Origin of the sequence: Micromonospora sp. H61 (genome assembly GCF_018070325.1) — a bacterium.
In the GTDB taxonomy this organism is placed as follows: Bacteria; Actinomycetota; Actinomycetes; order Mycobacteriales; family Micromonosporaceae; genus Micromonospora; species Micromonospora salmantinae.
The window spans coordinates 43,798-57,141 of record NZ_JAGPXY010000040.1 but is presented as its reverse complement, the minus strand read 5'-3'; the positions used below and the strand labels follow the sequence as shown (position 1 = coordinate 57,141).

Genomic DNA, 13,344 nt, shown 5'->3' with positions numbered 1-13,344 from the left:
GACGGGTGGCGGCGGAGCGACGCGGCGGCTGGCGTTCGGCCCGGCGTCGGGCCGCGCGTCCGCCGACGCCCGGCGGCTACTGACCGGGCGCCCGCCGACGCGCGGGCGCCCGGGCCTGCGGGCGGCGCGGCCGACCGGGCTTGCGGGCGGCGCGGCCGACCGGGCTGAGCTGGGGGAATGTGCGGGCGAGGGAAACTGTCACACCTCGGGGCTAGAGTTGCCGAGGCGTGTTTTCCGCGCCCGTACGACCGCTCAAGACCACCCAGAGCGGGACAGATCCTTCGCTTCGTCTTCTCCCGGGAGTACACGCACCGTGGCCGACCGACTGATCATCCGTGGCGCGCGCGAGCACAACCTGCGTGACGTCAGTCTCGACCTGCCCCGGGACGCACTCATCGTGTTCACCGGGCTGTCCGGGTCGGGCAAGTCGAGCCTGGCCTTCGACACGATCTTCGCCGAGGGGCAGCGCCGCTACGTCGAGTCGCTCTCGTCGTACGCCCGGCAGTTCCTCGGCCAGATGGACAAGCCAGACGTCGACTTCATCGAGGGCCTGAGCCCGGCCGTCTCGATCGACCAGAAATCCACCTCGCGTAACCCGCGCTCGACCGTCGGCACCATCACCGAGGTCTACGACTACCTGCGTCTGCTCTACGCCCGCATCGGTGAGCCGCACTGCCCGGTCTGTGGTGAGCGCATCTCCCGGCAGAGCCCGCAACAGATCGTCGACCGGGTCCTCGCCATGGCCGAGGGCACCAAGTTCATGGTGCTCGCCCCGGTGATCCGTGGCCGCAAGGGCGAATATGTCGACCTCTTCGCCGAGCTGCAGGCCAAGGGCTACGCCCGGGCCCGGGTCGACGGCGTGGTTCACCCGCTGACCGAGCCGCCGAAGCTCAAGAAGCAGGAGAAGCACACCATCGAGGTGGTGATCGACCGGCTCACCGTCAAGCCGAGCGCCAAGCAGCGGCTCACCGACTCGGTCGAGGCCGCCCTGGGGCTGTCCAGCGGCCTGGTCCTGCTCGACTTCGTCGACCTTCCCGAGGACGACCCGGACCGCGAGCGCCGCTACTCCGAGCACCTGGCCTGCCCCAACGACCACCCGCTCGCCATCGAGGATCTCGAGCCTCGGGTCTTCTCCTTCAACGCGCCCTACGGCGCCTGCCCGGAGTGCACCGGCCTGGGCACCAAGAAGGAGGTCGACCCGGAGCTGCTGGTCCCCGACCCGGAGCGCAGCCTGCGTGAGGGCGCCATCCAGCCCTGGTCCACCGGGCACAACCTGGAATACTTCCTGCGCCTGCTGGAGGCGCTCGGCGAGGCCCAGCACTTCGACATCGACACCCCGTGGCGGGCGTTGCCGGCGCGGGCGCAGAAGACGATCCTGCACGGCTCCGACGACCAGGTGCACGTGCGCTACCGCAACAAGTACGGCCGCGAGCGCTCCTACTACACCGGCTTCGAGGGCGTGGTGCAGTGGATCGAGCGCCGGCACTCCGACACCGAGTCCGAGTGGTCCCGCGACAAGTACGAGGGCTACATGCGCGACGTGCCGTGCGCGGCGTGCGGCGGTGCCCGGCTCAAGCCCGAGGTGCTCGCGGTCACGCTGGCCGGCAAGAGCATCGCCGAGGTCTGCAACCTGTCAGTGGGGGAGTGCGCCGACCTGCTCGCCGGCATCGAGCTGACCGACCGGCAGAAGATGATCGCCGAGCGGGTCCTCAAGGAGATCAACGCCCGGCTGCGGTTCCTGCTCGACGTCGGCCTGGACTACCTCTCCCTGGACCGCCCGGCCGGCACGCTCTCCGGCGGCGAGGCACAGCGCATCCGGCTGGCCACCCAGATCGGCTCCGGCCTGGTGGGCGTGCTCTACGTGCTCGACGAGCCGTCGATCGGGTTGCACCAGCGCGACAACCACCGGCTGATCGAGACCCTGATCCGGCTGCGCGGGCTCGGCAACACGCTGATCGTGGTGGAGCACGACGAGGACACCATCCGCACCGCCGACTGGATCGTCGACATCGGGCCCGGCGCGGGTGAGCACGGCGGCAAGATCGTGCACAGCGGCTCGGTGCCGGCGTTGCTGAAGAACAAGGAGTCGATCACCGGGGCGTACCTGTCCGGTCGGCGGTCGATCCCGACGCCGACGGGCCGCCGCCCGCAGGACCCGGCCCGCGAGCTGGTGGTGCACGGCGCGCGGGAGCACAACCTGCGCAACCTGACCGTCTCGTTCCCGCTGGGCCAGCTGATCGCGGTCACCGGGGTCAGCGGCTCGGGCAAGTCGACGCTGGTCAACGACATCCTGTACGCGGTGCTGGCCAACCAGATCAACGGCGCCCGGCTGGTGCCCGGCCGGCACACCCGGGTCTCCGGGCTGGAGCACGTGGACAAGGTCGTCGGCGTGGACCAGTCGCCGATCGGCCGCACGCCGCGCTCCAACCCGGCCACCTACACCGGCGTCTGGGACCACGTCCGCAAGCTCTTCGCCGAGACCACCGAGGCGAAGGTGCGCGGGTACGGTCCGGGCCGGTTCTCCTTCAACGTCAAGGGCGGGCGCTGCGAGGCGTGCTCGGGTGACGGCACCATCAAGATCGAGATGAACTTCCTCCCCGACGTGTACGTCCCCTGCGAGGTCTGCAAGGGCGCCCGGTACAACCGGGAAACCCTGGAGGTGCACTACAAGGGCAAGACCGTCTCGGACGTGCTGGAGATGCCCATCGAGGAGGCCGCCGAGTTCTTCTCCGCCATCCCGGCCATCCACCGGCACCTGAAGACCCTTGTCGACGTCGGCCTGGGCTACGTCCGCCTCGGCCAGCCCGCGCCGACCCTCTCCGGCGGTGAGGCGCAGCGGGTCAAGCTCGCCTCCGAGCTGCAGAAGCGCTCCACCGGGCGGACGGTCTACGTGCTCGACGAGCCGACCACCGGTCTGCACTTCGAGGACATCCGCAAGCTCCTGATGGTGCTGGAAGGGCTTGTCGACAAGGGCAACACGGTGATCACGATCGAGCACAACCTCGACGTGATCAAGACCGCGGACTGGCTGATCGACATGGGTCCCGAGGGTGGCCACCGTGGCGGCACAGTGCTCGCCACCGGCACCCCCGAGGAGGTCGCCGAGGTGGCCGACAGCCACACCGGCGAGTTCCTGCGCCAGGTGCTCAAGCTCGACGGCAAGGCCAAGGGTGCGGCTGCCGCCACCACCCGGGCCGCCAAGGCCAACGGCGTGACCAAGGCGCGGGCCAGCCGTAAGGTGCCGGCCGCCGCGCGTTGACCAATCTGTGCGTGTTCGCGGGGGCGGGGCGGGTCGGTTGACGAACCGCCCCCCCCCATTTGCCGGGTCGGACGAGTACCCGATGAACCATCCGGCACAGTTGCCCGTGTGGAGAAGTGTGGCCGGCTTTCGACCGGCAGCGGGCTAGAGAGAGGCGAGGCATGAGTGACGATCAGGCGCTGACCGGTTCGGGTACGCAGACACGTCGTACCCTGCTCACCGGCGTCGGGGCGGTCGGCGCGGCCGTCGTGCTGGCTGCCTGCGGCAGCGACGACGGCGGCAACGGCAGCGGCAGTGACGCACCCACCAGTGGTGGCCCCGCCGTACCCAGCACCGGTGACGCCGGCGGCGGCGACCGGCAGAACGCGCAGTCGTTGGCCACCACCGCCGACATCCCGGTCGGAGGCGGCAAGGTCCTCGCCGCCGAAGGTGTGGTCATCACCCAGCCCGCGGCAGGCCAGTTCAAGGGCTTCAGCCCGATCTGTACGCACCAGAACTGCCCGGTGACGAACGTCGACGGCGGCACCATCAACTGCACCTGCCACGGCAGCAAGTTCTCGATCGAGGACGGCTCGGTGAAGGCCGGCCCTGCCACCAAGCCGCTGCCGCCCAAGAGCATCAAGGTCACCGGCGATCAGATCTCGCTGGCCTGATCCGACGTGGGGCCGGCGGGCCGGCCCGGCCGCACGCTGACCGGTCGGTCGGCCCGGCGTCGCAGGGTCGACCCGCGTTTCGGGAAGCCGGGGTGTCAGCGGGGTGTCGACACCCCGGCTTTCGGGACGCCGAGTGGATCACGCCTGCGGTGGGCTGTCGGTGCTGCGGACTAGGCTTGTCGGCGTGGCTGACCCCTCGACCTACCGCCCCGCACCCGGCACCATCCCGGAGCTACCGGGGGTCTACCGCTTTCGCGACGGCACCGGCCGGGTGATCTACGTCGGCAAGGCGCGAAATCTGCGCAGCCGGCTCAACTCCTACTTCGGTGACGTCTGGAACCTGCACGAGCGCACCCGGCAGATGGTCACCACCGCCGAGTCGGTGGACTGGATCACCGTTGGCACCGAGGTCGAGGCGCTCCAGCAGGAGTTCACCTGGATCAAGCAGTACGACCCGCGGTTCAACGTCCGCTACCGCGACGACAAGTCGTACCCCTATCTCGCCGTCACCCTCGACGAGGAGTACCCCCGGCTGCAGGTGATGCGCGGCGCCAAGCGCAAGGGTGTGCGTTACTTCGGTCCCTACTCGCATGCCTGGGCCATCCGGGAGACCCTCGACCTGCTGCTGCGGGTCTTCCCCGCGCGGACGTGCTCCGCCGGGGTGTTCAAGCGGGCCGGCCAGGTCGGTCGTCCCTGCCTGCTGGGCTACATCGGCAAGTGCTCGGCGCCGTGCGTCGGCACCGTCTCCGCCGAGGAACACCGGGCCATCGTCGACGGGTTCTGCGACTTCATGGCCGGGCGCACCGACACCATGGTCCGCAAGATCGAACGCGAGATGACCGAGGCGAGCGAGCAGCTGGAGTTCGAGCGGGCCGCCCGGCTGCGCGACGACGTGGCCGCCCTGCGCCGGGCCATGGAGAAGCAGACAGTGGTGCTCGGCGACGGCACCGACGCGGACGTCGTCGCGTTCGCCGACGACCCGCTCGAGGCGGCTGTGCAGGTCTTCCACGTCCGCGACGGCCGGGTCCGCGGCCAGCGCGGTTGGGTGGTGGAGAAGACCGAGGATCTGACCACCGGGGACCTGGTGCACCACTTCTGCACCCAGGTGTACGGCGGCGAGCACGGCGAGGCCGACGTGCCTCGGGAACTGCTGGTCCCCGAGTTGCCCGCGGACGCCGACGCGCTGGCCGAGTGGCTCTCCGACCATCGGGGCAGTCGGGTGTCGCTGCGGGTGCCGCAGCGCGGCGACAAACGCTCACTGATGGAGACGGTGGAACGCAACGCCAAGGACGCGCTGGCCCGGCACAAGCTCAAGCGCTCCGGTGACCTGACCACCCGGGGCAAGGCACTGGACGAGATCAGCGAGGCGCTGGGCATGAGCACGTCGCCGCTGCGCATCGAGTGTTTCGACATCTCCCAGATCCAGGGCACCGACGTGGTCGCCAGCATGGTGGTCTTCGAGGACGGGTTGCCGCGCAAGAGCGAGTACCGGCGGTTCATCGTCCGCGGCGCCACCGACGACCTTTCCGCGATGTCCGAGGTGCTGCGTCGGCGCTTCGCCCGCTACCTGGACGCAAGGGCCGAGACGGGCGAGGTGGGCGTGGAGTCGGCCGACGACTCGGCCGCCCCCCAGGACGCGCTCGAGCCCCAGGTCGGCGTCCTGATCGATCCGACCACCGGCCGGCCCCGAAAATTCGCGTACCCGCCGCAGCTGGTGGTCGTCGACGGCGGCGCCCCACAGGTCGCGGCCGCCGCGCAGGCACTCGCCGACCTGGGCATCGACGACGTGGCCCTGTGCGGACTGGCCAAGCGGCTGGAGGAGGTGTGGCTCCCGGACGACGAGTTCCCGGTCATCCTCCCGCGCACCTCCGAGGGGCTCTACCTGCTGCAACGGGTGCGTGACGAGGCGCACCGGTTCGCCATCACCTTCCATCGGCAGCGCCGCTCCAAGCGGATGACCGAGTCGGCACTTGACCACGTGCCCGGCCTGGGCGAGGTGCGTCGCAAGGCGCTGCTGCGGCACTTCGGCTCGCTCAAGCGACTCTCGGCCGCGACGGCTGAAGAGATCACCGAGGTGCCTGGGGTGGGGCGGCGTACCGCCGAGGCGATCCTGGTCGCCCTGGACAAGGACACGAAGGCCGGCGACGGCGCCGAGGTGAAGCCCAGCACCTGAGCACTGTCGTCGCTCGCCCGGCCGGAGGCGCAGCCGACCCGCCCACGCTGACTGTTTTCGCCCGCCCCTTCGTCGGCGGTCGCGCCCCCATGATCGTGCTCGATCCTGGATGTAGTGGCCTCGTGGCGCAGGGAGGGGACTGTTTCCTGGATCGAGCACATCTAGCGGCGGTCCGCGCCGGGCTCTGCCCCCGCCTCCGACCGGGTCCGGGGCGGACGAACGGCGCAGACCGGCATGATCCACTCGGCTTTTATGAAGTCGGTGCATCCCCGCCGCCGGGACACCGCGACTTCCATGAAGCCGAGTCGATCACGCCGGCATGGCCTCCGTGTCGGGTTCGCCCCGGCCGCTGGGTGGGTCGTTTGTCGGGTTTGCCCTTGGGTGTCGGGTGGTCCGGGCCACCCCGGCGGCGGAATCGGCGGCCGGGCCGGGTCGTTATACCTGGCAGACCACCGCAACAGTCCAGGTCATGGCGGGCCGACCCCCGCCGGGAACACCCGCCAGGCCGCCCCGGTTACATCCCCCGGACGCCCGAGCAGCACAACGGCCGGGCACGGCAGCCGCCGGGAACACCGGCCGGGCAGCCCCGGTTACATCCCCGAACCGCCGAGCACCACAACGGCCAGGCAGCCGCGGGGAACACCCGCCCGGCAGCCCTGGTTACATCCCCCGCACGGCCGAGCAGCACAACGGCCGACCCCGGGTAGGCGGAATGATTCGCCACCGGCACCCGTTGCACCCTGTCCCGACGCCGACCCCCTCGTCGCGGGTCACCGGGCAGAACCCCTTCGCACTTCCCCCGCACGCACTGATCCCCCGTTGAGTGCCGTGCGGGCACCCCCGACGCCAGAGGAGCACGCCATCATGCGTACCGATCTGATCCGTAAGACCGCTCTGACCGCTGCTGGCCTCGCCTTCACCGGCGGCGCCATCGCCGGACCGGTGACCGCCGCGTACGCCGCGTCGGATGCCAAGCCGGCCACCCAGACGCAGAGCGACCGTAAGCCCGCCGGTGAGCGTCAGCTCGGTGTGCGCTACGAGGCCCAGCCGAACTTCTACTACTGCGGCCCGGCCGCCACGCGTAACGCCCTGTCCGTGCAGGGCAAGGAGATCAGCGTGGACGCCATGGCCAAGGAGATGGGCACCACCGAGGCCGGCACCAACTCCATCAACGACATCACCCCGGTGCTGAACAAGGAGACCGGTAAGACCAACGCCTACCGGTCCGTGGAAATCAGCACCCCGGATGCCGACGCCAAGCAGACCGACCGGCTGCGCGCCGACATCGTCCGCACCGTCGACGACGGCCGGGCCGTGGTCGCCAACATCGCCGGCACCAGCGTCGACACCGACGGCGGCGTGCACTCCTTCGAGGGCGGGCACTACATCAGCGTCGTGGGTTACCGCGACGGCGGGAACGTGGTGAAGATCGCCGACTCCGCCGATGCGAACACCGCCTCCTACGAGGTCACCGTCGAGCACCTCGCCGACTGGATCGCCACCCGCGGCTACGCCACCAGCTGACCCAGCACAACACCGGAGGGCCGGACCCCACCACGGGGCCCGGCCCTTCGGCATGACCTCAGTCTGTGGCGAGGACGGTCAGGATCTGCTCGCCGTACTTGGCGAGTTTGTTCTCGCCGACTCCGCTGACCCGGGACAGGTCGGCCAGCGTGCTGGGCGCGTCGCTGGCGATCTGTCGCAGCGTGGCGTCGTGGAAGATGACGTACGCCGGGACGCCCTGCTCCTTGGCGCTGGTCGCGCGCCAGGCTCGCAGCCGCTCGAACAGCGACGCGGCGGCCGGGGTCAGCTCGGCCACCACGGTGGACGCGCCGCGCGGCTTCGACGAGCGGCTCGATGCCGGCTTCTCCGGCTCGCGGCGCATGGTGACCGTACGGCGGCGGGCGAGGACGTCGGCGCTCGCCTCGGTCAGCGCCAGCGTGCCGTAGTCGCCCTCCACGGCGAGGAGCCCTTCGGCGAGCAGTTGCCGGACGACGCCCCGCCACTCGGCCTCGCTGTGCTCGGAGCCGATGCCGAAGACGGTCAGCGAGTCGTGACCGTACTGGCTGATCTTGTCGGTTTGCTTGCCGAGCAGGATGTCGATGCAGTGCCCGGCGCCGAAGCGTTGGTTGCGTTCGCGGTCGAGGCGGAAGACGGCGGAGAGCAATTTCTGGGCGGCGACGGTGCCGTCCCAGGACTCCGGTGGGGTGAGGCAGGTGTCGCAGTTGCCGCAGGCGGCCGTCGTCGTCTCGCCGAAGTATTCGAGCAGTTGGACCCGCCGGCAGCGCACCGTCTCGCAGAGGGCGAGCATCGCGTCCAGGTGCGCGGCCAGGTTGCGGCGGTGGGCGAGGTCGCCCTCGGACGTCTCGATCATCTTGCGTTGCTGGACCACGTCCTGAAGCCCGTACGCCAGCCAGGCGGTGGACGGCAGGCCGTCACGGCCGGCGCGGCCGGTCTCCTGGTAGTAGCCCTCGACGGACTTGGGCAGGTCGAGGTGGGCGACGAACCGCACGTCGGGCTTGTCGATGCCCATGCCGAAGGCGATGGTGGCCACCATGACCAGGCCGTCTTCGCGCAGGAAGCGCTGCTGGTTGCGAGCGCGGGTGCCCGCGTCCAGCCCCGCGTGGTAGGGCAGCGCGGCGACCCCGTTGGCGGTGAGGAACTCCGCCGTCTTGTCGACCGAGGCCCGGGACAGGCAGTAGACGATGCCGGCGTCGCCGGGGTGCTCGTCGCGCAGCAGGGTCAGCAACTGCTTGCGGGGTTCCCGCTTGGGCACGATCCGGTACTGGATGTTGGGCCGGTCGAAGCTGGCCACGAAGTGCCGGGCGTCGTCGAGGTTGAGCCGGGTCGCGATCTCGGTCCGGGTGGCGCTGGTCGCGGTGGCGGTCAGGGCGATGCGGGGCACCTGCGGCCAGCGTTCGTGCAGCATCGAGAGCGCGAGGTAGTCGGGGCGGAAGTCGTGCCCCCACTGGGACACACAGTGCGCCTCGTCGATCGCGAACAGGGAGATGCGGCCCCGGTCGAGCAGGGCGAGGGTGGATCGGACGCCGAGCGCCTCCGGGGCCAGGTAGAGCAGGTCCAGCTCGCCGGCGACGAAGGCGGCCTCCACCCGCCGCCGGGCGTCCAGGGTCTGGGTCGAGTTGAGGAACCCGGCGCGGACGCCGACCGCGGTGAGGGCGTCCACCTGGTCCTGCATGAGCGCGATCAGCGGGGACACGACGACGGCGACGCCGTCACGGACCAGGGCCGGGATCTGGTAGCACAGGGACTTACCGCCACCGGTGGGCATCAACACCAGCGCGTCGCCGCCGGCGACCACATGGTTGATCACGTCCTGCTGGAAACCACGGAACGCGTCGTAGCCGAAGACCCGGCCCAGCACGTCCAGGGCGTCGGAGGCGGTACGCAGGTCGGTGGGAGAAGCCATCCGGGGAGTCTACGAGCCGACGCCGACAGCGCCCGCCCGGCGCACCCGGGTCGGGTGGGCCGGACGGGCGAGGCGGTCAGCCGGGCTGGCTGGGCCGGTTGGCCAGGCCGCGCGGCGGCGCCTTCATCCCGACCACGATGTCGACGATCTCGATGTAGCGGGCCTTGTTGCCCATGCGGAAGGCGGTGGCCGCCGCGTTGATCTCCTCGAGGGTGTCGGCCTCGACCATGGTGACCTGGTCGTACTTGCCGTTCACCCCGGTGCAGACGACGTGGGTGAGCTGCTTGGCGAAGCGGCCCAGGTCGCGGGCGTGCTCGGCGGAGATCTCATGGATGCCCTCGCGGCCGAGGGCGAAGTACTCGGGGCTGATTCGCATGAACAGGAAGCCGACGTACTTGTTCTTGTCCGCCAGGTCGTGCATCGCACCCTCCAGATGTCGGTCTGACCTGCGACGATCACGTTGAGCGTATTGACAACTACTGATCGTCATCAAGCGTGTGCGCTGTCGGGAGGGCGACCCTCGAAATGGCCGGCGGCCGCAGCCCGGCCACGGGTGCCTGGCGGAGGCCCGGCGGCGGGATAGAGTCGCTGATTGACCAATCGCGGCCGACGGCGGCCGCGGCGCCACGGCTTGGGGGTACGGGTGAGCGAGGCGCGCACAGCCGGTGACCGGATCGACGGCCCGGATGCCGATGACGAGCAGATGGCGGCTGAGTCGGAGACCACACTGGTGGTGGTCACCGGCCTCTCCGGGGGTGGGCGCAGCACTGTGGCCCGGGCGTTGGAGAACGTCGGCTACTACGTCGTGGACAACCTGCCGCAGGCCCTGATGCTGGACATGGCCGAGCTGGCCTTCAAGGCGGGCGGCGCGGCCCGGCGTACCGCAATGGTGCTGGACGTGCGGTCGCGGGCCTTCTCCACCGACCTGGCCGGGGCGATCCGGGAGCTCAAGGAGCGCGGCTTCTCGCCCCGGGTGGTCTTCGTCGACGCCGACGACGAGGTGCTGATCCGGCGGTTCGAGAGCGTTCGGCGCTCGCATCCGTTGCAGGGTGACGGGCGGCTTGCCGACGGCATCGCCGTGGAGCGCGGCCTGCTGGAGGAGGCCCGTGACCAGGCCGACGTGATCATCGACACCAGCCACCTGAACGTCAACCAGCTCCGGCGCCGCATCGAGGAGTTGTTCGGCGGCGAGGACGCCCGCCGGCTGCGGCTCACCGTGTTGTCGTTCGGCTTCAAGTACGGCCTGCCACCGGACGCCGATTTCGTGTTGGACGCCCGTTTCCTGCCCAACCCGTACTGGGTGCCGGAGCTGCGTGAGCACACCGGGCGGGAGGAGGCGGTCAGCGCGTACGTGCTGGGCCAGGAGGGCGCGGACGCCTTCGTCGCCTCGTACGCCGACCTGGTCAACGCCACCACGACCGGCTTCGAGCGGGAGGGCAAGCGGTACCTCACCGTCGCCGTGGGCTGCACCGGCGGCAAGCACCGCAGCGTCGCCATCGCCGAGGAGTTGGCCAGCCGACTGCGTCACTCCGGGTTGGCGGCGAACGCCCAGCACCGCGACCTGGGGCGGGAATGACGGCCCTGCGGGTGGTGGCGTTCGGCGGCGGGCACGGCCTGTCCGCCTCGTTGCGTGCGCTGCGCCACTGCGCTCCCGAACTCGACCTCGACATCACCGCGGTGGTCACGGTGGGTGACGACGGTGGTTCCAGTGGTCGGCTGCGGGCCGAGCGGGGTGGCCGGGTTGTTCCAGCACCGCTTCACCGCCGTACCGGTGGGCGTACCCGGGCCCGGCGCGACCGGCCCGGGCCCGGCGGCGGGCGGCGACCCGGGCGGCGACCCGGACCGGGACGGCGCGGCTCCGCGCGGCACGGACACGACCCCGCGCGGCACCGACGGGGCGTCGGCCGGGACCGACGGTCTGACCGGGCACGCCGTGGGCAACCTGGTGCTCTGTGGCCTCATGGAGCTGCTCGGCGACCCGGTGGCAGCGCTGGAGCACGCCGGCGCGATGCTCGGCGCGGTGGGCCGGGTGTTGCCGATGTCCCGCCAACCGGTCGGCATCGAGGCGCGGGTACGCGGTGCCGACCCGGCCGCCCCGGACGAGGTGCGCACGGTCACTGGCCAGCACCAGGTGGCCGTAACCACCGGGCGGGTCGAGTCGTTGCGCCTCACCCCGAGCGCCCCAGCGGCGTGCGCCGAGGCCATCGAGGCGATCCGGGCGGCCGATTGGTTGATCTTCGGGCCGGGCAGCTGGTACACGAGTGTGCTTCCGCACCTGCTGGTGCCGCAGTTGGCCGACGCGATCGTGTCCACCTCGGCCCGGCGGCTGGTCACGCTGAACCTCGCCGCGGAGAAGGAGACCCTCGGGCTCTCCGTCGCCGATCATCTCGCGGCGCTGCACTGGTACCTGCCCGAACTCAAGGTCGATCTTGTGCTCGCCGATGCCAAGGCGGTGGGTGACCCCGAACCGGTCGAACGTGCGGCAGAATCGCTGGGTGCCCGCCTGGTCCTCGCCCCGGTCGCCGTTGTCGACGGGACTCCCCGCCATGATCCGGCTGCCCTGGGCGCCGCGCTGGTGCCTGTCCTGGGCGCCGATCGTTAGACACGTACGTAATCTCCGGCGACACGCCGGAACAGGTCCGTGAGGGGACGCACAATGGCGATGACGGCCGCGGTCAAGGACGAGCTGAGTCGGGTCGACGTGCCCAAACCCTGCTGTCGGCGGGCGGAGATGGCCGCGCTGCTGCGCTTCGCCGGCGGGCTGCACATCGTTTCCGGCCGCGTGGTGGTGGAGGCTGAACTGGACACCGGGGCGGTGGCCCGCCGGCTGCGCCGGGAGGTCGCCGAGGTCTACGGCTACCCCAGCGAGATCCACGTGCTGGCCTCCGGTGGGCTGCGCAAGGGCAGCCACTTCATCGTTCGGGTGGTCAAGGACGGCGAGGCCCTGGCGCGGCAGACCGGCCTGCTCGACGTGCGGGGTCGCCCGGTGCGTGGGCTGCCCCCGCACGTGGTGGCGGCAAACGTCTGCTGCGCGGTCTCCGCGTGGCGGGGCGCGTTCATGGCCCACGGTTCGCTCACCGAGCCGGGCCGCTCCAGCGCGCTGGAGATCACCTGCCCGGGGCCGGAGTCGGCGTTGGCGCTGGTCGGCGCGGCCCGCCGGATCGGCATCACAGCGAAGAACCGCGAGGTACGCGGGGTGGACCGGGTGGTCGTCAAGGACGGTGACGCGATCGCCGCGCTGCTCACCCGGATCGGCGCGCACTCCAGCGTGCTGGCCTGGGAGGAGCGCCGGGTACGCCGTGAGGTGCGGGCCACCGCCAACCGGCTCGCCAACTTCGACGACGCCAACCTGCGCCGTTCGGCGCGGGCGGCGGTCGCCGCGGCCGCCCGGGTCACCCGTGCGTTGGAGATCCTCGCCGACGAGGCGCCCAACCACCTGACCGACGCCGGTCGGCTGCGTCTGGAGCACCGCCAGGCGTCGCTGGAGGAGTTGGGGGCCTTGGCCGACCCCCCGCTGACCAAGGACGCGATCGCGGGGCGGATCCGCCGGCTCCTGGCGCTGGCCGACAAGCGGGCCCGCGACCTTGGCATCCCGGATACGGAAGCTGCCGTCACGCCCGACATGCTCGTGGTCTGATAGGACGGTGGGGCCGCACGGTGCGCCCGGGAGCACGACCCGGCGCAGCGTGGTCTCGCACGCTCGGATAGGGTCGCTGCGTACGGCAAGGGGGCCGACACCGGCACTCCTCGTCGTGCCCCACCGCCTCGGGCGGTCAGGTCCTCAGACCGCGCGGCGGGGTGGCCGAGATGAACCGTCGACGGCCGGCTCCAA

The 13,344-nt window shown here is 71.0% G+C and carries 8 protein-coding genes and 1 pseudogene; 7 read left to right on the top strand and 2 right to left on the bottom strand.

From position 1 onward, the window contains the following. The first annotated feature begins 313 nt into the window (after positions 1–313). From uvrA to KBX08_RS20180, 4 genes are all read left to right on the top strand, one after another. Positions 314–3,259 (top strand): excinuclease ABC subunit UvrA, encoded by a 2,946-nt coding sequence (gene uvrA / locus KBX08_RS20195; RefSeq protein WP_210785012.1) that lies wholly within the window; start codon positions 314–316, stop codon positions 3,257–3,259. 161 nt (positions 3,260–3,420) lie between these two features. After that, complete coding sequence (locus KBX08_RS20190; protein ID WP_210785011.1) at positions 3,421–3,912, top strand: Rieske (2Fe-2S) protein; 492 nt, start codon at positions 3,421–3,423, stop codon at positions 3,910–3,912. Between the two features lie 184 nt (positions 3,913–4,096). Then, the gene (gene uvrC / locus KBX08_RS20185) at positions 4,097–6,085 is read left to right on the top strand and encodes an excinuclease ABC subunit UvrC (RefSeq protein ID WP_210785010.1); all 1,989 of its coding nucleotides are present in this window, start codon (positions 4,097–4,099) and stop codon (positions 6,083–6,085) included. Positions 6,086–6,949: 864 nt separating this feature from the next. Beyond that, positions 6,950–7,609, top strand: coding sequence for a C39 family peptidase (locus tag KBX08_RS20180; RefSeq protein ID WP_210785009.1), 660 nt, complete (start codon positions 6,950–6,952; stop codon positions 7,607–7,609). A 58-nt stretch (positions 7,610–7,667) separates the two neighbouring features. On the opposite strand, the gene recQ is transcribed toward KBX08_RS20180, so the two are convergent. Both recQ and KBX08_RS20170 read right to left on the bottom strand, forming a co-directional pair. Beyond that, positions 7,668–9,512 carry a DNA helicase RecQ gene (gene recQ, locus KBX08_RS20175; protein WP_210785008.1) on the bottom strand — a complete coding sequence of 615 codons (1,845 nt, stop codon included), beginning with the start codon at positions 9,510–9,512 and terminating at the stop codon, positions 7,668–7,670. Between the two features lie 76 nt (positions 9,513–9,588). Next, a complete protein-coding gene (locus KBX08_RS20170) occupies positions 9,589–9,933 on the bottom strand; it encodes a hypothetical protein (RefSeq protein WP_210785007.1) in 345 nt (114 codons plus the stop codon). Between the two features lie 282 nt (positions 9,934–10,215). Between KBX08_RS20170 and rapZ the strand changes: the two genes are divergently transcribed. The 3 genes and pseudogenes from rapZ to whiA all read left to right on the top strand — a co-directional run bounded on the left by rapZ (position 10,216) and on the right by whiA (position 13,149). Continuing rightward, positions 10,216–11,088, top strand: a complete 873-nt coding sequence (rapZ, locus tag KBX08_RS20165; RefSeq protein WP_210785016.1) for an RNase adapter RapZ — start codon at positions 10,216–10,218, stop codon at positions 11,086–11,088. Next, positions 11,085–12,114: pseudogene (locus KBX08_RS20160) on the top strand (2-phospho-L-lactate transferase CofD family protein). The gene rapZ and the pseudogene KBX08_RS20160 overlap by 4 nt, the downstream one beginning before the upstream one ends. 54 nt (positions 12,115–12,168) lie before the next feature. Beyond that, on the top strand, positions 12,169–13,149 hold the full coding sequence (gene whiA, locus KBX08_RS20155) for a DNA-binding protein WhiA (RefSeq protein WP_210785006.1): 981 nt from the start codon (positions 12,169–12,171) through the stop codon (positions 13,147–13,149). Positions 13,150–13,344 lie beyond the last annotated feature (195 nt).